The 19244-nt window shown below is 71.7% G+C and carries 18 protein-coding genes; 12 read left to right on the top strand and 6 right to left on the bottom strand.

The window, feature by feature from the left end:
- Positions 1-128: 128 nt before the first annotated feature.
- Positions 129-1526: an APC family permease gene (locus ABZT74_RS23000; RefSeq protein WP_356437675.1), complete on the bottom strand. Its 1398-nt coding sequence runs from the start codon at positions 1524-1526 to the stop codon at positions 129-131.
- Between the two features lie 94 nt (positions 1527-1620).
- Here ABZT74_RS23000 and ABZT74_RS22995 point away from each other — a divergent pair, with 94 nt between their 5' ends.
- A complete protein-coding gene (locus ABZT74_RS22995) occupies positions 1621-2634 on the top strand; it encodes a 4-hydroxy-3-methylbut-2-enyl diphosphate reductase (RefSeq protein ID WP_356166263.1) in 1014 nt (337 codons plus the stop codon).
- A 29-nt stretch (positions 2635-2663) separates the two neighbouring features.
- Positions 2664-3413: a polyphosphate--glucose phosphotransferase gene (ppgK, locus tag ABZT74_RS22990; protein WP_356437671.1), complete on the top strand. Its 750-nt coding sequence runs from the start codon at positions 2664-2666 to the stop codon at positions 3411-3413.
- Between the two features lies 1 nt (position 3414).
- On the opposite strand, the gene ABZT74_RS22985 is transcribed toward ppgK, so the two are convergent.
- A complete protein-coding gene (locus ABZT74_RS22985) occupies positions 3415-4029 on the bottom strand; it encodes a DUF6542 domain-containing protein (protein WP_356437668.1) in 615 nt (204 codons plus the stop codon).
- Between the two features lie 197 nt (positions 4030-4226).
- On the opposite strand from ABZT74_RS22985, the gene ychF reads away from it, so the two are divergent.
- On the top strand, positions 4227-5315 hold the full coding sequence (gene ychF, locus ABZT74_RS22980; RefSeq protein WP_356166253.1) for a redox-regulated ATPase YchF: 1089 nt from the start codon (positions 4227-4229) through the stop codon (positions 5313-5315).
- A gap of 98 nt (positions 5316-5413) precedes the next feature.
- Here ychF and ABZT74_RS22975 read toward each other — a convergent pair whose 3' ends face one another.
- Positions 5414-5995 carry a Uma2 family endonuclease gene (locus ABZT74_RS22975; protein ID WP_356437665.1) on the bottom strand — a complete coding sequence of 194 codons (582 nt, stop codon included), beginning with the start codon at positions 5993-5995 and terminating at the stop codon, positions 5414-5416.
- Between the two features lie 488 nt (positions 5996-6483).
- Here ABZT74_RS22975 and ABZT74_RS22970 point away from each other — a divergent pair, with 488 nt between their 5' ends.
- Positions 6484-6876 (top strand): hypothetical protein, encoded by a 393-nt coding sequence (locus tag ABZT74_RS22970; RefSeq protein ID WP_356437662.1) that lies wholly within the window; start codon positions 6484-6486, stop codon positions 6874-6876.
- Between the two features lie 28 nt (positions 6877-6904).
- Here ABZT74_RS22970 and ABZT74_RS22965 read toward each other — a convergent pair whose 3' ends face one another.
- Positions 6905-8461 carry an MFS transporter gene (locus ABZT74_RS22965; protein ID WP_356437846.1) on the bottom strand — a complete coding sequence of 519 codons (1557 nt, stop codon included), beginning with the start codon at positions 8459-8461 and terminating at the stop codon, positions 6905-6907.
- 275 nt (positions 8462-8736) lie between these two features.
- Here ABZT74_RS22965 and ABZT74_RS22960 point away from each other — a divergent pair, with 275 nt between their 5' ends.
- Entirely contained in the window at positions 8737-9342 is a 606-nt protein-coding gene (locus ABZT74_RS22960) for a helix-turn-helix transcriptional regulator (protein WP_355865203.1), read from the top strand.
- 109 nt (positions 9343-9451) lie between these two features.
- Positions 9452-10399: a class I SAM-dependent methyltransferase gene (locus tag ABZT74_RS22955; protein WP_356437659.1), complete on the top strand. Its 948-nt coding sequence runs from the start codon at positions 9452-9454 to the stop codon at positions 10397-10399.
- Positions 10400-10416: 17 nt separating this feature from the next.
- On the opposite strand, the gene ABZT74_RS22950 is transcribed toward ABZT74_RS22955, so the two are convergent.
- Positions 10417-10677 (bottom strand): hypothetical protein, encoded by a 261-nt coding sequence (locus ABZT74_RS22950; RefSeq protein ID WP_356437656.1) that lies wholly within the window; start codon positions 10675-10677, stop codon positions 10417-10419.
- A gap of 524 nt (positions 10678-11201) precedes the next feature.
- On the opposite strand from ABZT74_RS22950, the gene ABZT74_RS22945 reads away from it, so the two are divergent.
- Positions 11202-13556: a DEAD/DEAH box helicase gene (locus ABZT74_RS22945; protein ID WP_356437653.1), complete on the top strand. Its 2355-nt coding sequence runs from the start codon at positions 11202-11204 to the stop codon at positions 13554-13556.
- A 130-nt stretch (positions 13557-13686) separates the two neighbouring features.
- Here the strand turns inward: ABZT74_RS22945 and ABZT74_RS22940 are convergent, their stop codons facing one another.
- On the bottom strand, positions 13687-14793 hold the full coding sequence (locus ABZT74_RS22940; RefSeq protein WP_356437650.1) for a threonine synthase: 1107 nt from the start codon (positions 14791-14793) through the stop codon (positions 13687-13689).
- 248 nt (positions 14794-15041) lie between these two features.
- Here ABZT74_RS22940 and ABZT74_RS22935 point away from each other — a divergent pair, with 248 nt between their 5' ends.
- The 5 genes from ABZT74_RS22935 to ABZT74_RS22915 all read left to right on the top strand — a co-directional run bounded on the left by ABZT74_RS22935 (position 15042) and on the right by ABZT74_RS22915 (position 19111).
- A complete protein-coding gene (locus ABZT74_RS22935) occupies positions 15042-16343 on the top strand; it encodes a DUF4190 domain-containing protein (RefSeq protein WP_356437647.1) in 1302 nt (433 codons plus the stop codon).
- Positions 16344-16491: 148 nt separating this feature from the next.
- Positions 16492-17244, top strand: coding sequence for a GntR family transcriptional regulator (locus ABZT74_RS22930; protein ID WP_355865188.1), 753 nt, complete (start codon positions 16492-16494; stop codon positions 17242-17244).
- 444 nt (positions 17245-17688) lie between these two features.
- Positions 17689-17871: an SPOR domain-containing protein gene (locus ABZT74_RS22925; RefSeq protein WP_355865185.1), complete on the top strand. Its 183-nt coding sequence runs from the start codon at positions 17689-17691 to the stop codon at positions 17869-17871.
- A gap of 45 nt (positions 17872-17916) precedes the next feature.
- A complete protein-coding gene (locus tag ABZT74_RS22920; protein WP_356437644.1) occupies positions 17917-18327 on the top strand; it encodes a (deoxy)nucleoside triphosphate pyrophosphohydrolase in 411 nt (136 codons plus the stop codon).
- A 352-nt stretch (positions 18328-18679) separates the two neighbouring features.
- Complete coding sequence (locus tag ABZT74_RS22915; RefSeq protein ID WP_355865178.1) at positions 18680-19111, top strand: ATP-binding protein; 432 nt, start codon at positions 18680-18682, stop codon at positions 19109-19111.
- Positions 19112-19244: the final 133 nt, after the last annotated feature.

Raw genomic sequence — 19244 nt, 5'->3', positions numbered from 1 at the left:
GCCACCACCGACATCCCCGCACCTCCGGCGCCCGCCCGGTTCCGCACCTCACGGGCGACGGGGGCCGGGCGTGTCGGTGCCCCTCAGGTGGCCGCCCGGACCGGGTCGACGGCCCGCGAGTCCCGCCCTCAGCCCGCTCCGTTCCCCGCGTCGACGTCCGCGTCCCGGCCCGCCCGGCCGTGCTGGGCGAACAGGACCGTCAGGCCGACCGCCAGCCAGATCGCGCCCACCACCTGGGCCGTTCCCGAGGCCTCCACGATCACGGCGACGGTGATCGCCGCGCCGAGGACGGGGAGGACGACGTGCCGCCACCAGACGGGGGGCCCGCTCCTGCGGCGTACCGCGAACCAGCCCACCACCGACGCGTGCAGCAGCGTGAACGCGGTCAGCGCGCCGATGTCGACCACCGAGACCAGCTTGTCGAGGCCGTCGTCGCGCCGCGCCGCCCACACCGCCGCGACCAGCGTGATCACCGCCGCGCACAGCAGGGCCGTCCGAGGCACCCCGGAATCCGTCCGGGCCAGCGCGCGCGGCAGCCGCCGGTCACGGGCCATGGCGTAGAGCAGCCGCCCGGCCGCCGCCTGCCCCGCGAGCGCCGCGAAGGCCGCTCCGATCGCCTTGCTGACCGCCACCAGGTTGTGCAGCCACGAGCCGACGGAGGCGTCCACGGCGTCGTAGAAGGCCGAACCCTGCTTGCCGGGGTCCGCGGCGAGCTGAGCGGACGACAGCGGCTCCAGCAGCGCCACCAGATACGTCTGCGCCACGAACAGCACGCCCGCCAGCGCCAGGCAGAACAGGACCGCCCGGGCCACCTTCTCCGACCCGCCCGTCACCTCCTCCGCGAAACTGGCGATCGCGTCGAAGCCGAGGAACGACAGGACGGCCACCGACACGCCCCCGATGACCGCCGACAGGGCGAACGCGCCCTGCGTGCCGTCACCCGCCAGCGGGGACAGCCAGTCGCGGTGGGCGCCGTCGCGCCCGAGCATCACGACGGCCGACACGACGAAGACGAGAAGCACCACGATCTCCAGCGCGAGCACCAGGAAGCCGACCCGGGCCGCCGTGCGCACCCCCCACAGGTTCAGGAACGTCGTGATCACGACGGCGAGGGCCGTCCACACCCATCGCGAGACGTCCGGCACCAGGGAGTTCATCGCGATGCCGGAGAACAGGTAGGCCACCGCCGGGATCAGCAGATAGTCCAGCATCACCATCCACCCGGCGATGAACCCCGCCTCCCTTCCCAGGCCCGCGCGCGCGTAGGCGAACACCGAGCCCGCCTGGGGGACCACACGCACCATCTGGGCGTAGCTGAAAGCGGTGAACGCCATCGCGACCGTCGCGACGACGTAGACCAGCGCGACCGCCCCGTGCGACTTCGCGTCCAGCGTCCCGAAGACCCCGACCGGAGCCATCGGGGCGATGAACAGCAGTCCGTAGACGACCAGGTCGCGGAAGCCGAGGCTGCGCCGCAGTTCGTGCTCCGCGGCTCCGGCGCCGTCGGTGGTCCGCGTGTCGGACATCGTGCCTCCCGAGGGTCGTGCAGGGCCCCACCCCTCCCGGCTTCCCCAGTCTCTCCAAGGAGGCGATCTTTGACCCGCCGGGTGCGGCCTTACGATGGGTCCCATGACTGCTTCGACTGGCCGCCGTGTCCTGCTCGCCGCCCCCCGGGGCTACTGCGCGGGCGTGGACCGTGCCGTGATCGCCGTCGAGAAGGCCCTGGAGCAGTACGGGGCCCCGATCTATGTCCGCCACGAGATCGTCCACAACAAGTACGTCGTGCAGACGCTGGAGAAGAAGGGCGCGATCTTCGTCGAGCAGACGGCGGAGGTCCCCGAGGGCTCCATCGTCATGTTCTCGGCGCACGGCGTCGCCCCCGCCGTGCACGACGAGGCCGCCGCCGGCAAGCTCGCCACCATCGACGCGACCTGCCCCCTGGTCACCAAGGTCCACAAGGAAGCCGTCCGCTTCGCCGACGACGACTTCGACATCCTCCTCATCGGCCACGAGGGCCACGAGGAGGTCATCGGCACCTCCGGCGAGGCCCCCGACCACATCACCCTCGTCGACGGCCCCGAGGACGTCGCCAAGGTCGAGGTCCGCGACCCCTCCAAGGTCGTCTGGCTCTCCCAGACCACCCTGTCGGTCGACGAGACCATGGAGACGGTCGACGCCCTCAAGGAGAAGTTCCCGCTGCTCATCTCCCCGCCGAGCGACGACATCTGCTACGCCACGCAGAACCGTCAGCTCGCCGTGAAGCAGATGGGCGCCGAGGCCGACCTGGTGATCGTGGTCGGCTCGCGCAACTCCTCCAACTCGGTGCGGCTCGTCGAGGTCGCCAAGCTCGCCGGTGCCCGCGAGGCCTACCTGGTGGACTTCGCCGACGAGATCGACGACGCCTGGCTGGAGGGCGTGACCACGGTCGGCGTCACCTCGGGCGCCTCCGTCCCCGACGTCCTCGTCGAGCAGGTCCTCGAGCGGCTCACCGGGCTCGGCTTCGAGGACGTGGAGATCGTCAAGGCCGCCGAGGAGTCCATCACCTTCTCGCTGCCCAAGGAACTGCGCCGCGACCTGCGCGCCGAGGCGGCCGCCCTGGTGGCCGAGCGCACCGGTGGTACGCCCGGGAAGTGACCGTCAGTCCTACGACGTAACGTAGGGCCATGCAGATCTTCGGTGTGGACATTGGCGGATCCGGGATCAAGGGTGCCCCCGTGGACCTTGACCGCGGAGACCTCGCGGAGGAGCGCTTCAAGGTGCTCACCCCGCATCCGGCGACGCCCGACGCGGTGGCCGACGGCGTCAAGGACGTCATCGACCACTTCGGCTGGTCGGGCCCGGTGGGCATCACGTTCCCCGGGGTGGTCACCGGCGGCTCCACGATCCGTACGGCCGCCAATGTCGACAAGTCCTGGATCGACACCGACGCGGGCGCCCTGCTCGGCGAGCGGATCGGCGGCCTGCCGGTGACCGTGCTGAACGACGCGGATGCGGCGGGCGTCGCGGAGATGCAGTTCGGCGCCGGCAAGGGCCGTGGCGGCACGGTCCTCCTGCTCACCTTCGGCACCGGCATCGGCAGCGCCCTGTTCATCGACGGCGAGCTGATCCCGAACACCGAGCTGGGTCACCTGGAGCTGAACGGCCACGACGCCGAGAAGAAGGCCTCCACCAAGGCCAAGGACGACCACGAACTGACCTGGGAGCACTGGGCGCGCCGCGTCACCAAGTACCTGGCGCACGTCGAGATGCTGTTCTCCCCGGAGCTGTTCATCATCGGCGGCGGCGTCAGCCGCAAGGCCGACAAGTTCCTGCCGCTGATCGAGGGCATCACCGCGGAGATCGTCCCGGCCCAGCTCCAGAACAACGCGGGGATCGTGGGCGCCGCCATGCGGGCGGCGAAGCTCACGCGGTAGCTCAGCGGGCCTGCCGGCCGACCTGCGGTCCGCGTGGCGGAGCCGGCTGCCCCGCCGGTCCCGTCTGCGCCGCCTGTGCCCTGCGTCGGGCGGCGCGGCGGGCCATGAGCCGGATCCGGCGGACGATCACGACGACGCCGGCGATCAGCGTGCCGCCGTAGAGCCAGCCGGCCTGGAGGGCGAGCGCGGTGACCAGGCTCATGAAGCGGTCGCTGATCCCGCCGTCGCTGTCCCCGGCCACCGGCAGCAGTCCGAACGTGAAGGCGATCGGTACGACCACGGGGGCGGTCACCAGGTCGCCGGGCCGTACCCACAGCGCGGTCAGCACGCACACGGGCAGGAACAGCACCCCGTAGACCGTCTGGGACCCGCCGAAGAGGAGCTGGTCCAGGCAGGCCAGGGCGAACATCGCGGCACCGCAGAACAGTCCGCTGCCGAGCCCGGTGAGCCGGGGGTTGGGCAGCCGCCCTGCCGTCCGCGCACCCGCCGCGGCGGGCCTCCGCGCCGCCGGTGCGTTCCGCCGGACACCGTCGGCCGTGGCCCTCCCGGCCTGTGCCGGAACGGGCGTGCCGCGTCGCGGCCTGTACTGAGGGGGACGCGTCCTGTGTTGCTCCACCGGACCAACTTAGGTCGTTTTATGTGTGGAACCGCTCTTCGGACACGCCGGAGTACGGCCGAAGGCGAGGCGATGGAAAGACCTTGGCCATGCGTTCGATACCTCGCCGGGAGGCCCCGGGGCACGCCGTAGACTGGTGGATCGGCCCGCGCTCTCCGAGGGCCCTTCGCCCATCCTCTCGTACGGGAAGTCGCAACGTGTCGCTCACGATCGGAATCGTCGGTCTGCCCAATGTCGGCAAGTCGACCCTGTTCAACGCCCTGACCAAGAACGACGTGCTCGCGGCCAACTACCCGTTCGCCACGATCGAGCCGAACGTCGGCGTGGTCGGCGTCCCCGACCCCCGGTTGACCAAGTTGGCCGAGATCTTCTCCTCGCAGCGGATCCTTCCGGCGACCGTCGACTTCGTCGACATCGCCGGCATCGTGCGCGGTGCCAGCGAGGGCGAGGGCCTGGGCAACAAGTTCCTCGCGAACATCCGCGAGTCGGACGCGATCTGCCAGGTCATCCGCGCCTTCAAGGACGAGAACGTCGTGCACGTCGACGGCAAGGTCTCGCCCAAGGACGACATCGAGACGATCAACACCGAGCTGATCCTCGCCGACCTCCAGACGATCGAGAAGGTCCTGCCGCGCCTCCAGAAGGAGTCGCGCATCAAGAAGGACGTCCTGCCCAAGGTCGCGGCGATCGAGGCGGCGCAGGAGATCCTGGAGAAGGGCGACACCCTCTTCTCCGCGGGCATCGTCCAGGGTTCCGGCAAGGAGGAGCTGCTGCACGACCTGCACCTGCTCACCACCAAGCCGTTCCTGTACGTCTTCAACGTGGACGAGGACGAGCTGGTCGACGAGGACTTCAAGGCCGCGCAGCGCGCCCTGGTCGCCCCGGGCGAGGCGATCTTCCTCAACGCCAAGCTGGAGCAGGACCTCGCCGAGCTCGACGAGGAGGACGCCATGGAGCTCCTGGAGTCGGTGGGCGCCGAGGAGCCCGGCCTCGCCACGCTGGCCCGCGTCGGCTTCAACACCCTCGGCCTGCAGACCTACCTGACGGCCGGCCCCAAGGAATCCCGCGCCTGGACCATCAAGAAGGGCGCCACCGCCCCCGAGGCCGCCGGAGTCATCCACACCGACTTCCAGAAGGGCTTCATCAAGGCCGAGGTCATCTCCTTCTCGGACCTGGTCGAGACGGGCTCGGTCGCCGAGGCCCGCTCCAAGGGCAAGGCCCGCATGGAGGGCAAGGAGTATGTGATGCAGGACGGCGACGTGGTGGAGTTCCGGTTCAACGTGTAGTCGTTTCGTTACTGCATGTGAGATGGTTTGGTCAAACGTGCAGGTCAGAAGGGGTCGGACTCCGGCGAGTCCGACCCCTTCCGCATGTCCGTACTGACTCAGCCGCGGCGGGGTGGAGCGAGCTTCTCCAGGTCGAGGTCGATCTGGAAGGGCACCGGACGGTCGAGCGAGCCTCTGAAGATGCCGACGGGTACATAGGTAGCGGTTGGCTCGTCGAGTTCGTAGACGTGGACGACGGGTGCTCCGTCCTCGTCCTCGATGCGCCAGTAGTGCGGGATGCCGGCCTCTGCGTATTTGTGAAGCTTTACTGTGCGGTCCCGGTGTGCGGACTCGGGGGAGACCACCTCGACAGCGAGTCGTACTTCATCCGGTGCGAACCAGGTGCGGTCACCGTCGAAGTCGGCCGTCGTCACCAGCAGATCCGGCTCGGGCCGATTGCGTTGATCGAGTTTGATGGTCATCTCCCGTCCGACCCTTACGTCGGTCGGCGCCTGCTCCATGAGAGCCACGGTGAGCATCGTGACGAGATGACCGTGCCACCACCGCTGCGGGGACATCATGAATACGAGGGCTCCGTCGATCAGCTCGGTGTGGCGTGGCGCTTCAGGGAGGCGGTCCAGGTCCTCCGCGAACCAGCCTTCCGCGCGGGGCGGGCGCATCCAGTCGGGCAGTGCGGTCATGGCTCAACCGTAGCGACTCTGCGAGGTCCGGGCCACGAGGTCCACGACGGCCGGGACGAGAGCCGCCCTCGTCACCCACCCGCGGGCCGTCCGCCCGCGCCTGCGCCACGCTCATCAACATCGGGAGCGGTGAGTCGGGCGAGTGGTCGACCGGCACGTGGGCGGGCTGGTGGGGGTTTCGCTTCGTGCCCCCGCGGAAACCCCCACCGAGGTGATGCCGCGCTTCCGGCCGACGAACTCCTCCGAGAGCCCGGTCTCCTGGCACGTGAAGGACACACGCTTCGTTTCCCGGCCGTGCGCATCCGACCAGGCGAGCGTTTCTTCACCGGCCGCCAGCGCCCCTGCTGCGATGCCCAGTTCGTCCTCGTCCGGCTCCCGGTCAGACGGCCCGTCAGCTCGTCGAGGGATGCATAGCAGAATCCTTGAGCTGCGATCGGAGAAGCCCCCAGCTCGCCACAGGACGCCGATCTCCGTACACGATGACGGTCATGACCGAAAGCGTGTTCAGCAGGGAAGTACTCCGGCGTATCGGTGAAGGAATGACCTACGGCCGGATGGAGGCGAAGACTCGGGAGCTGGGGGGCAAGGAGGGAACCTTGGCCTCGGCATGGTGGAACGAGGTGGCCATCGGCGAGATGCCCCCTCCGCCCGAGCCGAAGTACATCGCCGGCATCGCCGCAGTGCTGGAGCTCCCCGAGCGACACGTGAGGCAGCTCATCTGCGACCAGTGGTACGGGGTCGGTCTCGTCGGGGAGCGAAACGAGTACGTGCGAGCCGTGGTGGATCAGGGCGTGGAGAACCTGGTGTCATGGCTGAGGGGCCGCGTCGCCTCCCTGCGCGAGAATCGTGGGCAGGCGGCGACAGGGGCGGGGCACCCGTGAACGGCCGTCGGGTCCAACCTGTGCCGCGTCACCGGGCGGTGCGGGCTCCCGGCTGCGTGGCCATGGGGCCGGCGAGGCCGGCGTCCGGGGTCGCGGGCGCCTCGACGTCCGTGGGGGCGTCCGTCGCGTTCGGCCGCGTAGGAGACTGCTCCTTCTTCGGGCCCCGCGTCACCACGTAGAGGAACAGGGCCGCCATGACCGCGACGCCCGCCCACATGGCCTGTTGCCAGCCGTCGACGAAGGACTGCTGTGCGGCGTGCGCGAGGGCCGGGCCGTCGGGGCTGGCGCCGTCGGCGGCACGGACGGCGGTGGCGACGCCCTCGCGGGCCGCGTCGGCCGCGTCGTCGGAGAAGCCGCCGAGCCGGTCCTGGACGGCGTCGCGGTAGCCGGCCGACAGCAGCGCTCCGAGCAGGGCGACACCGAGCGCGGTGCCGAACTCGCGGGTGACGTCGTTGAGCGCCGAGGCCACGCCCTGCCGGCCGCTGGGAAGCGCGCCCGTGATCACCTCGGTGGACGGCGTCATCGACAGGCCCATGCCGGTGCCCATGGCGAGCATGCCGGGCAGGACGGAGAGGTAGCCGCCGTCGACGGAGACCATGACCGCCATGAGGGCGAGGCCGCCGCCCGCCAGGGCGACACCCGTGGCCATGGTCGAGCGGGCCCCGACCCGCGTGGCCAGCCGGGGCGCGAGACCCGAGGCCGCCATCATCAGGACCGCCATCGGCATCAGCGCGAGCGTCGACAACAGGCCCGACCAGCCCAACACGCTCTGCAGGAACGGGAAGAGGACCACGAAGATCCCCGCCTGCACGCCGAACACCACCAGCAGGGTGATCGAGCCGCCGGCCAGGCCGCGCTCGCGGAAGAGGCGCACGTCCAGCAGCGCGGCGTCCCGGCGGCGCAGTTCCCACGTCACGAACGCGGCGGCGGAGACGAGGCCCACGACCAGGCCGGTCAGCGTGGCGGGGGTGGTCCAGCCCCGCTGCGGACCCTCCTGAAGCGTGAAGATGAGCCCCACCACGGCCACGACCGAGGTGAGCGCGCCGACCGTGTCGAAGGAACGCGCGGCGCCTTCACGGGAGTTGGGGACCGACCGTACGGCCATGACGAGCGCCACGACGACGAGTGCGACCGGCAGGACGAACAGCCACCGCCAGCTCGCCACGTCCACGAGCGCCGCGGAGAGGAACATGCCGAGGATGCCGCCGCCCCCGGCGACACCCGTCCACACGCCGATCGCCCTGCCGCGCTCCTCCTCCGGGAACGTGGAGGTGATCACGGCGAGGGTGACAGGCATGATCATCGCCGCGCCCACGCCGCTGAGCAGGCGTGCGGCGAGCATGACCCCCGCCGACGGGGCCAGGCCCGCTGTCGCGCTCGCGATGCCGAAGACCGCCAGACCGGTGATCAGCACGGGCTTGCGGCCCAGCCGGTCGCCGATCGCGCCGAGCGGCAGCAGCAGCGCGGCCAGGGCCAGCGTGTAGATGTTGATGATCCACAGGATCGTCGTCTGCGAGGCGCCGAACGCGACGGCCAGGTCGGACTGGGCGACGTTCAGCCCGGACACGGAGGCGATGACGGCCATCAGGGCCACGCAGACGGCGACCAGGACCGTACGGAGCCGGCGGGCGTCCGGGGGGTGCGGGGTGCCGTTTTCTCCGGCGGCTGCCGTGCCCGGCCGAGCGGGCCGATTCGGCCTCAGGCCCTTCTCGTTCTGCATAGGTGCCTCGGGTTCCTCTTGAGACGTGGAATGGGGGGAGTGCGGGCTCGGGGGCCGACGTGGGCGTGCGGGCCCCGGGCCGGCGGCCGTTCAGGGGATTCGTCGGCGACGCTAACCGGGGTTTGCATCAGAGGCATACGATGTTGCGTATGACGCAAAATGATGGCGAGCTGGACAGCCTCGTGCGCAAGCGGATCCGGGCTCTGCGGGTGGCGCAGGGCTGGTCGCTGGAGGAGTTGGCCTCACGTGCCCGGCTCAGTCAGTCCACGCTCAGCCGCATCGAGAACGGTCAGCGGCGCCTGGCGCTGGACAGCCTCGTCACGCTCGCCCGCGCGCTCGACACCACCCTGGACCAGCTGGTCGAGACGGCCTCCGACGACGTGGTCGTCAGCCCGATGATCGACGCCGCCCACGGCCTGATGCGCTGGCCCGTCAAAGGTGACCCGGGCATGAGCGTCGTCCGGCAGCGCATGACCGAGCCGCCGCCGGACAACCCCGCCCGCATGCGTGCGCATCCCGGCCGGGAATGGCTCGTCGTCCTGTCCGGCACGGCCATCCTGATGCTGGGTCACCGGCGCTTGCGCGTGGAGACCAACCAGGCCGCGGAGTTCCCCACGATGCTGCCGCACGCCATCGGGGCCGAGGGAGGCCCCTGCGAGATCCTCGGGATCTTCGACCGTGACGCCCGTCGCGGCCACCAGCGTCCCGACGCCGACGACAGCTCCGGGGGCAGCCCCCGCGCCTGAGGGACGGCACTTCGGGTCGCCTTGCGTGTGCGGCCTCCGGATCGGTCATCTTGTTGCGGAAACGGCAAGGATTCGTGCCATGTGCGCATGGCCCCTCTAGCGTGAGGGCATGGCTCACGCGCACCCGCACCCCCACTCGTCCGGACGACAAGACGGCCTTGGTGGCCCCGGCAGCCACGCCGGCCATCGCCCCCACGGCGGTCACACGCACTCCCACGCTCACGCCCACTCGGGCTCCGGCGACTCCGTCGAGGGGCAGGCGGAGATCCTCGACCTCGACGCGGAAGTCCTCGCCGAGCACCTCGCCGACGTCACGCGGTGGCTGCCGACCGGAACACCCCCGCGCCGGATCGTGGATCTGGGCTGCGGGACGGGGGCGGGCACCTTCGCCCTTCTCGACCGGTTCCCCGAGGCGTACGTGACCGCCGTCGACTCCTCTGCCGCCCACCTCCAGCGGCTGCGCGAGAAGGCGTGCGCCCGGGGAGTGGGCGACCGGGTCCGTACCGTGCAGGCCGACCTCGACGCCGCCGTCTGGCCCGAGCTCGGTGCGCCGGACCTGGTGTGGGCGTCGGCCTCGATGCACCACATGGCCGACCCGGACCGGGCGCTGCGAGCGGTCCACGACGCCCTCGCGCCCGGCGGGCTGTTCGCGGTCCTGGAACTGGCCGGCTTCCCCCGCTTCCTGCCCGAGAACGCGCCCGAGGAGCGGCCCGGTCTGGAGGAACGCTGCCACGCCGCGAGCGAGCGGTACCACGTCGAGCACGTACCCCACCGTGGCGCCGACTGGGGTCCGAAGCTCGTAGCCGCCGGATTCGCCGTCGAAGCCGAACGCGCCCTCACCGTGAACATCGAGGGCTCCCGTGACGCGGCGGTCGGCGCCTACGCCCTGGGGAGTCTGCGGCGTCTGCGCGGCACGGTCGAGGAGGGGCTCCCGGCCGAGGACCTCGCCGCGCTGGACCGGTTGCTCGACACCGACAGTCCGCACAGCGTCCTGCGCCGCGACGACCTGGAGGTACGCACCGAGCGCACGGTCTGGGCCGCACGCCGAGGAGCCTGAACCCCGGTCGGCGGGGCTCAGGCGGCGGACGTCCAGTCGGTGGGGTCGGCGGTGCTGGCGTCCCGCTCGCGCCGCGACCGCCGCTTCTCGCCGGCCCGCGCGAACGCCCACGCGACGCCGGTGAGGGGCAGGGCCGCCCACAGTGCGTAGAGCGCCGTGCGGTGGGTGTGCGCGCCGAGGAGGGTGAAGGCGGCCGCGGAGGCCATGGCGAGGGCGAGATGGAGGCACAGGAGGCGGCCGAGGCCACGGGCGATCGTGGAGGCGGAGGGGGCGCTCACCGTGAACTCCTGGCAGTCGGGCCGACCGTCGAGGCGGTCGTGCGGGTGGTGCCGGACAGGAGTGGGGGGTTGGCGTGCGAGGGGTGATGCGTGGGGGTGCGATCAGGATGCCCCGGCCGCCCACGGAGACGCCTGCATGATGCAGCCATTCCTGAAATGTGCCCGAAACGGGGCGAGTTGACACCCGAACCGGAGCAGAACAGGACGGAACCGGATCTTCCATTGGTTCGGACCTGGCGAGAAAAAGACGACCACGGCCGAAGACGTCTTCCGGCCGTCCGCCCCTCGCCGCTCCGCCGTCAGCTCAGGGTCGGTCGGGTGTGGTGGTGCGGCGAGGAGTTCGGGGCCCGATTCCGGGTCCGGCGGCGAAGCCGGTGTCCCGGCTCGGGCGGCGGGCAGACGGAGGGCACGGCTTCGCCCGTCCCACCGCCGTGGGTGGGCCGGCGGGGCACGGTGGCTCGGCCGGGTCCGGTGTCAGCGGTGCGTGGAAGGATGCGCGCATCGGGCGGCACGTGAGGGGTGTCATGGCGGGTACGGAGGCGGCGAACGGGCGGGGCGCGGACGGGCAGGTGCCCGTCGCCCAACCGCCCGTCGGGCGGCAGGCGCGGGAACTGCTCGCGGAGGCCGCGCGGCTGCACGAGGCCGCGCGCACGGTGCTCGCCGACCACACCCGCGCCGTCGAAGCGGTCCGCGCCGCCCTCACCCCGCTCAGGGACGAACTCGTCGCCCGGGAGCTGGAGTCCATCCCCGTCTCCCGGCTGAAGGACGTCACCGAGGGCCGGCTGCGGCTCGCGGCCGTCGAGGCGGCCGGACTCGCCTCGGTGCGCGCCGTGTACGAGGCGAGCCGCTACGAACTGCGGCAGATCCCGGGCGTCGGCGCGCAGACCGCCGACCAGGCGCTCGCCGCGGCCCGGCAGATCGCCCGCGCCGTCGAGGAGACCGTCTCCGTCCGGATCGACGTGGACCGCCCCGAGCCCCGGACCACCGCCCTCGTCGTCGCGCTGCGCCGGCTCGTCGAGGCCGGGCCCGAACTGCGGCGGGCCGTGGACGCCGCCCGGCGGCTCGACGAGCGGATCGGCGCCCTGCTCCCCGAAGCGGCCCCCGCCGCCGGCTGGCTGCGGCTCGCCGTCACCGGAAGGCGCCGCCGGCAGAGCGCGTTCGCCGCGATCGTCGCCCTGCGCGACCTCACCGCCGACGCCGCCGCCAGAGACGTACGCCTGCTGCTCGCGCAGGCCTCCACCGACCTGCTGCGCGAACCGGCCTCCGAGATCGAGGCCTGGGTCGACTTCGAGCTGCGCTCCCCGGAGTACTACAGCCAGCTCGCCGAGATCGCCGACCACCCCGCGGGCGCCGCCGATGTCGAGGCGGCAGAGGGGTTCCTGCCGTCCGAGGTCGCCGAGCGGGTGCACGCGCAGCGCCTGGACGACACCCACCGCAGGGTCTCGCTGCGCGGCTACCAGTCCTTCGGCGCCCGGTTCGCCCTCGCCCAGCGCCGCGTCGTGCTCGGCGACGAGATGGGCCTCGGCAAGACCGTCCAGGCGATCGCAGCGCTCGCCCACCTCGCCGCCGAGGGGCACACCCACTTCCTCGTCGTCTGCCCGGCCAGCGTCCTGATCAACTGGACCCGGGAGATCGGCACCCGCAGCACCCTGCGCGCCTTCCCCGTTCACGGAGCCCACCGGCAGGACGCGTACACCGAGTGGCGCGAGCGCGGGGGCGTCGCGGTCACCACGTACGACGTGCTGCGCACCCTGCCGGTGCCGGACGGCACCGGGCCCGCGGCCGTCGGCGGGGCACCACCCGGCATGCTCGTCGTCGACGAGGCCCACTACGTGAAGAACCCGGAGGCCCGTCGCACCAAGGCGGTCGCGGCCTGGACCGCGCGCTGCGACCGCGTGCTCTTCCTCACCGGTACGCCCATGGAGAACCGCGTCGAGGAGTTCCGCAGCCTCGTCCGCCACCTGCGCCCCGACCTGCTCCCGGCGATCCACAACAGCAGCGCCGCCGCGGGCCCGCACACCTTCCGTACGGCCGTGGCCCCCGCCTATCTGCGGCGCAACCAGCGTGATGTGCTGACCGAACTGCCCGCACTCGTCCAGGTCGACGAGTGGGAGGAGTTCGGCCCGGCCGACCGGAGGGCCTACCGCAGGGCCGTCGCGGCGGGGAACTTCATGGCGATGCGCCGGGCCGCCTACGCCGACCCCGAGAAGTCCGCGAAGCTCCAGCGGTTGCGCGAACTGGCCGCGGAAGCCGCCGCGAACGATCTCAAGGTGGTGGTGTTCTCGTACTTCCGTGACGTGCTCGCCACCGTCCAGCAGGCGCTGCGGTCCCTGGACCAGGAGACGCCGGGGAGCAGGCTGTTCGGGCCGATATCGGGCAGCGTGCCCGCGGCCGACCGGCAGCGCCTGGTCGACGCGTTCACCGAGGCGGACGGGCACGCGGTGCTGCTCTGCCAGATCGAGGCCGGCGGCATCGGCCTCAATCTCCAGGCGGCCTCCGTGGTCATCCTGTGCGAGCCACAGGTCAAGCCGACCCTGGAGCACCAGGCCGTGGCCCGCGCCCACCGCATGGGGCAGGTCCGTCCCGTCCAGGTCCACCGGCTGCTCGTCGCGGACAGCGTGGACGAACGGCTGCTGAGCATCCTGCGGAACAAGTCCCTGCTCTTCGACGCCTACGCCCGCCGCAGCGACATGGCGGAGGCGACGCCGGACGCTGTCGACGTCTCGGACGGCGGCCTGGCCCGCCGGATCGTCGAGGAGGAGCAGCTGAGACTCGCGACCGAGGCCGAACCAGGCGCCGAACCCGAACCCGAACCCGAACCCGAACCCGAACCCGAGGCTGAGGGCGAACCCGGGGCCGAAGCCGAAGCCGAGGGCTGAACCCACCGGGGGCTCTGCCTTCAGCGCCAGGCAAACATCACCCCCGGCCCTCACCCCCCCTACGTTCCCGGCCCCCGCCTCACCCCCGTACGCTCCCCACCCCCGCGCTCACTCCCGCGACACCCCGCCCTCACTCCCGCGCCATCCCCGTCTTCACTCCCGCGCCGCACAGCGGGACCACCGCCTCGCGCCCGGCGAGCGCGCCCTCCCGCACCGCAGCCCAGCAGGCCACCCCGGTCGACTCCACGTACAGGCCGCGGCCCGCCAGGTCCGACTGGGCGTGCCTGATCTGGTCCTCCGTCACGGTCAGGAAGGCGCCCCCGGAGGCGCGGACCGCACGCAGGATCTGGCGGGCCCTGGGCGGGTTCGGGATCGCGATGCCCTCGGCGAACGTGGGCGCCGTCGCGGTGACGCCGACCAGATCCTCGGCGCCCTCGGACCAGGCGTGGGCGAGCGGGGCCACGGCCGCCGACTGGACGGCGTACAGGGCGGGCCTGCGGTCGATCAGCCCCGCCCCGTGCAGTTCGGCGACGGCGAGGGCGGCGCCGAGCAGCAGCGTGCCGTTGCCCACCGGCACCACGATGACCTCCGGCAGCCGTCCGCCGAGGTCCTCCCAGAGTTCGTGGACGTACGTCTTCGTGCCGTGCAGGAAGTACGGGTTGAAGACGTGCGAGGCGTAGAACACGCCCTCCTCGTCGGCCGCCTCGCGTGCCGCCCGCGCGGTCGCCTCGCGGTCGCCCTCGACCACCCGCAGCCGCGCCCCGTGCGCCTCGATCTGCTCCAGCTTCTTCGGGGAGGTGCCCTCGGGCACGAACACGGTGCAGGGCAGGCCGGCCCGGGCGCAGTACGCGGCGACCGCCGTGCCCGCGTTGCCGCTGCTGTCCGCGAGCACCTGACGGGGTCCCAGCCGCAGCGCCAGCTCGGCGAGCAGCACCGCCCCACGGTCCTTGAACGACAACGTCGGCATCAGGAAGTCGAGCTTCGCGGAGACTCCCTCGCGCAGGGAGACCAGCGGGGTGCGGCCCTCGCCGAGGCTCACGGTGGGGGAGGCCAGCGGCAGGCACTCCGCATACCGCCACAGCGAGTTCACCCGGCCGGTCAGCGACGAGAGCGAGGCCGGGGTCGGGGCGAAGTCCAGATCGAGCGGCCCGCGGCACACCGGGCAGCACCAGGCGAGCGAACCGGAGGGGACACGGGTGCCGTCCGTCGGGCAGAAGCAGTCCGGCAGTGCAGTCATACGCGCAGGTTAGATCGGGTCGACGGGTGATGGCGCGTCACCGTCGGTCGGCGGTAGGCGTGTTACGCCCCCGCCCCCTGCCGGCCCCGCACCCCCGGCCGGGCTCCCCGATCGGCACCCCCGACCTCTCCCCGTCCGTACTTCCGCCCTCCGTCACACCCCCGACCCGCGCCCCCCTTACGATGCGCGCAGCCATCCGGCAGCCGTACGCAGGTTCCACCGCGCGTGGACTAGGAGCAAGGGAACTCGTGGCCATACCCCCGCCGCCCGGGCCGCAGCAACCAGAGGGTCAGTACCCGCCGCAAGGGACACCGTCGGGCGCTCCGGGGGCGCCCGGGCCCTTTCCGCCCCCGCATCCGCAGGTCCCGCACCCCCAGGACCCGTACCAGCAGGGCCCGTACCAGCAAGGTGTCTATCAGGGCCCGTACCAGCAAGGCCCGTACCAGCAGTCCCCCTACGGGACTCCGTACCAGACCTGGGGCCAGGGCTACTCCCCGTACAACCGGCCAGCGCCCGTCAACGGGCTCGCGATCGCCGCGCTCGTCCTCGGCATCCTCTGCTTCCTGCCCGGCGTCGGGCTGGTGCTCGGGATCGTGGCGCTCGTCCAGATCAGGAAGCGCGGGGAGCGCGGCAAGGGCATGGCGGTCGGCGGCATCGTGATGTCGTCGATCGGCGCCCTGCTGGTCGCGCTCATGTTCGCCACCGGGGGAGCGGACGACTTCTGGAAGGGCTTCAGCGAAGGGGCGGCCGGAAGCACCTTCTCGCTGGAGAAGGGCGAGTGCTTCGACGCGCCCGGCGACACTCTGGAGGGCCTCGCCTACGACGTCGACAAGGTGCCCTGCGCCGGGAAGCACGACGCGGAGGTGTTCGCCTCGGTCACCGTGGCCGGCGACTCCTTCCCCGGCGACTCCGCGGTCACCGACCAGGCCGACGACAAGTGCTACGCGCTCATGGACGCGTACGCGATGGACGTCTGGGCCGTCCCGGACGACGTCGACGTCTACCACTTCACACCGACCTCGCAGAGCTGGCGGGTCGGGGACCGCGAGATCACCTGCATGTTCGGGAACACCGACGGACAGGGCAGCCTGACCGGCTCGCTGCGCAAGGACGTGACGACGCTCGACGGCGACCAGTTCGCCTACCTGAGCGCGGCACGCCTCCTCAACACGGCGATGGACTCGGCACCCGACGAGGAGTACGTCGAGGACGACCTGCCGGGCCACAAGAAGTGGGCGAACAGGGTCTCGGACGCGATCGTCGAGCAGACCGGGCAACTGCGCCGCCACACCTTCGACCCGGTCGCGAGCGATGAGGTGGAGGCCCTGCTGAAGAACCTCGACCGGTCGCAGAAGGAGTGGGAGAAGGCAGCCGGGGCGCGCGACGCGGACACCTTCTACGCCCACTACGAGAAGGGCCTGAAGCTCATCGAACCCAAGGGGACGGTCACCACCCGCGAGGCTCTGGGTCTCGCCACCACCCCGCCGGCGGGCGGCGGCCCGGGCGCCGGTGATGACGATGGTGAAGGCGGCAGCGGAATGGAGGTGTGACGACGCCTATAGCGGGGAGAAAGTGCCTGCGTAAAGCCCTTGGGGGGCTCACGTCATCACATCGAGTGATTCTTTGGCCTTTGCTTGCATGGGACAACCCACGGTTGCCACGCTGTTGCTGTCTGTACAACCTGATGGGAGCGGCTAAGTGACTTTCGGTGAACAGCCGGCCTACCTGCGCGTCGCGGGGGATCTCCGTAAGAAGATCGTCGACGGTTCACTGCCACCGCACACCCGCCTTCCCTCGCAGGCCAGGATCCGCGAGGAGTACGGGGTGTCGGACACGGTCGCCCTGGAGGCGCGGAAGGTCCTAATGGCGGAGGGGCTCGTGGAGGGCCGTTCCGGCTCCGGCACCTATGTGCGCGAACGCCCGGTGCCGCGCCGGGTGGCCCGGTCGGGATACCGGGCGGACAGCGGTGCGACCCCGTTCCGCCAGGAGCAGGCCGACATGGCCGCGCGCGGCACCTGGGAGTCCCACAGCCGGCAGGTCGAGGCGAGCGGCGCGATCGCCGAGCGCCTCGCCATCCGGCCCGGCGACCGCGTGATGTGCACGAACTACGTCTACCGGGACGGCGGCGAGGCGATGATGCTCTCCACCTCCTGGGAACCGCTCGCCGTCACCGGGCGCACACCGGTGATGCTCCCCGAGGAGGGCCCGCTCGGCGGCATGGGGGTCGTCGAGCGCATGGCCGCCATCGACGTGATCGTGGACAACGTCACCGAGGAGGTCGGGGCCCGCCCCGGCCTCGCCGAGGAACTCCTCGCGCTGGGCGGTGTTCCCGGCCATGTCGTCGTCGTCATCCAGCGGACCTTCTTCGCCTCGGGCCGCCCGGTCGAGACGGCGGACGTGGTGGTCCCGGCGGACCGGTACCGCATCGCGTACCACCTGCCGGTGAAGTGACCCGCCCGTGAACCGGGTTGTCCCCACCGGCCGGTGAAGTGAGCCGGAGGTTCCGATCGGGACACCGGCACCCGGGGCCAGGGACACCCGGCACCCGGTGATGCCCGGGATGTCCTGACCCAGCCGTCGGGTGATCAGGCGTCCGCGTGACCGCCGCCGGTCCCAAGTGGACTGGTGGCGCGGCCGGTTGGAATCTGGCCGTTCTCAACTGCCGGGTGCGGAAAGGCCTTCGCCCTGTTCGCGGGCGCGTGGGGGGCGGGCGACGGCGTGTTCGGCGGCGTGCGCCCCCCGGGACGGCGCCCCCTCCTGGCTGGTTGCGTACCTCTTTGTGAAAAGCCGTATTCGCTGCGTGAAGGTTAGGCGTAGGCTCGGGCATATGCGGAGTGCGGTTTCGTCAGAGGGCGGGGCAGGACGGGGGCCCGGGGCGGGAAGCGGAGGAGCTGGATGAACGACGGCACGATCACTCTTCCCTGGCTCGTCATACGGCAGGACGACAACGGCAATCGCTACCGCGTCGGCAGGTACGCGACCCGCGCAGAAGCGCAGAAGACCGCGGACAGCCTCGACGCCCGCGGCCACAAACAGCTGTACTGGGTCGAGCGGATCGGGCCGAACGGCACCCGGTGATCCGCCGCGTCAGCACCCCCTCTCCGCTCCCGTAGGCTCCGGCGCATGACGGAACGGATCGTGGTGGTCGGTGGCGCCCTGGTGCACGAAGGGCGCCTTCTCGCCGCCCGCCGCAGCGCGCCCCCCGAACTCGCCGGGCGCTGGGAACTGCCGGGCGGCAAGGTCGAGCCGGGGGAGACCCCCGAGCTGGCCCTCGTACGCGAGCTGCGCGAGGAACTCGGCGTCGAAACGGAACCGCTGGAGCGCGTCCCCGGCGAGTGGCCGCTGAAGCCGGGCTACGTCCTCGTGGTGTGGGTCGCCGAGCTGCTGCCCGGCTCCGCCGCCCCCCGTCCGCTGGAGGACCACGACGAACTGCGCTGGCTCACCCCCGAGGAGATCTGGGACGTGGACTGGCTGGACCAGGACGTACCGGCGGTCAAGGACGCACTGCCGTGGCTCCGCGCCGAGCGAGGGTGAGAGGACGTACTGCCGTGCTTCCACGCCGGGGAGGGTGACGTGACCGCGCCCGTGGCCGTGTGCCCAGCGAGGGTGACGGGACCGCTGTCGTGTCTCCGCCCGGCGGACGGTGACGGGGTGTCGCCCGGCGGGCCGGCGGGCCCCTCGAAGGGGTGGAGGGACCGCGCCCGTGAAACGCGGAGGTGCCCTGCGGGCCGGAGCGGGTTCCGCCCGCGCGGGGAGTGCGGTCCGGCCCGAGGGTGTGGCGGGCCCCGTGCGTGGCGCGTACGCCGTTCGCCCCACAGCGGGTGGCCTGACACGGTAAACCGGCGTCGATATCGGGTATGTGACCACTAATCCCAAGAAACCGGACATGGGTGAGTTCCTGGTCTGGGAAGTGATCGACTTGATCGACACCGAAGGCGACTGCGCCGAGTGGACCTTTCCGGCGGAGCCGGGTGCCGTCCGCACCGCCCGCGCCGCCGTCCGGGGACAGCTGCGCGCGTGGGAGCTGGACTCCGTCGGTGACATCGCCGTGCTGCTGGTCAGCGAGCTGGTGACGAATTCCCTGCGCCATGCGACGGGCCCGATCGGCGTCCGTCTGGTGCGACCCGTGGACGGGCAGCGCGCCCTCCGCGTCGAGGTCTCCGACCCCCTGCCGGACCCGCCGCGCGAACGGTCCGCCGCCGCCGAGGACGAGAGCGGCCGGGGGCTCCAGCTGGTGGCCGGCTCGTGCAGAAGCTGGGGCACCTGGCCCGGGGACGACGGCAAGACCGTCTGGTTCGAACTGGCCGTGCCGGAGTGAGGTGAGGCGAGGCGAACCCGCCGGGGCGGCCGGTCCGCCGGGATCCCCGCCATCACGCCGGAACCGCCTCATTGCCCGGAACCGCCTCACCGCCCCGCACTGCGTGACGGTCCTGGATCGCGCGCCCGTCCCG

The organism is Streptomyces sp. NPDC005302, from assembly GCF_040607345.1.
Taxonomy (GTDB): domain Bacteria; phylum Actinomycetota; class Actinomycetes; order Streptomycetales; family Streptomycetaceae; genus Streptomyces.
The sequence above is the reverse complement of the archived record's forward strand: the minus strand, read 5'-3'. Positions and strand labels throughout refer to the sequence as shown.

Excerpts from the sequence above, each read along its gene's own strand:
- ABZT74_RS22960 (WP_355865203.1), top strand. The coding sequence starts at position 8,737 with ATGTTGCGTATGACGCAAAATGATGGCGAGCTGGACAGCCTCGTGCGC.
- ABZT74_RS22975 (WP_356437665.1), bottom strand. The coding sequence starts at position 5,995 with ATGACCGCACTGCCCGACTGGATGCGCCCGCCCCGCGCGGAAGGCTGG.
- ABZT74_RS23000 (WP_356437675.1), bottom strand. The coding sequence starts at position 1,526 with ATGTCCGACACGCGGACCACCGACGGCGCCGGAGCCGCGGAGCACGAA.
- ABZT74_RS22925 (WP_355865185.1), top strand. The coding sequence starts at position 17,689 with ATGAACGACGGCACGATCACTCTTCCCTGGCTCGTCATACGGCAGGAC.
- ppgK (WP_356437671.1), top strand. The coding sequence starts at position 2,664 with ATGCAGATCTTCGGTGTGGACATTGGCGGATCCGGGATCAAGGGTGCC.
- ABZT74_RS22965 (WP_356437846.1), bottom strand. The coding sequence starts at position 8,461 with ATGGCCGTCATCGCCTCCGTGTCCGGGCTGAACGTCGCCCAGTCCGAC.
- ABZT74_RS22970 (WP_356437662.1), top strand. The coding sequence starts at position 6,484 with ATGACCGAAAGCGTGTTCAGCAGGGAAGTACTCCGGCGTATCGGTGAA.
- ABZT74_RS22955 (WP_356437659.1), top strand. The coding sequence starts at position 9,452 with ATGGCTCACGCGCACCCGCACCCCCACTCGTCCGGACGACAAGACGGC.
- ABZT74_RS22945 (WP_356437653.1), top strand. The coding sequence starts at position 11,202 with ATGGCGGGTACGGAGGCGGCGAACGGGCGGGGCGCGGACGGGCAGGTG.
- ABZT74_RS22920 (WP_356437644.1), top strand. The coding sequence starts at position 17,917 with ATGACGGAACGGATCGTGGTGGTCGGTGGCGCCCTGGTGCACGAAGGG.
- ABZT74_RS22915 (WP_355865178.1), top strand. The coding sequence starts at position 18,680 with ATGGGTGAGTTCCTGGTCTGGGAAGTGATCGACTTGATCGACACCGAA.
- ABZT74_RS22995 (WP_356166263.1), top strand. The coding sequence starts at position 1,621 with ATGGGTCCCATGACTGCTTCGACTGGCCGCCGTGTCCTGCTCGCCGCC.
- ABZT74_RS22940 (WP_356437650.1), bottom strand. The coding sequence starts at position 14,793 with ATGACTGCACTGCCGGACTGCTTCTGCCCGACGGACGGCACCCGTGTC.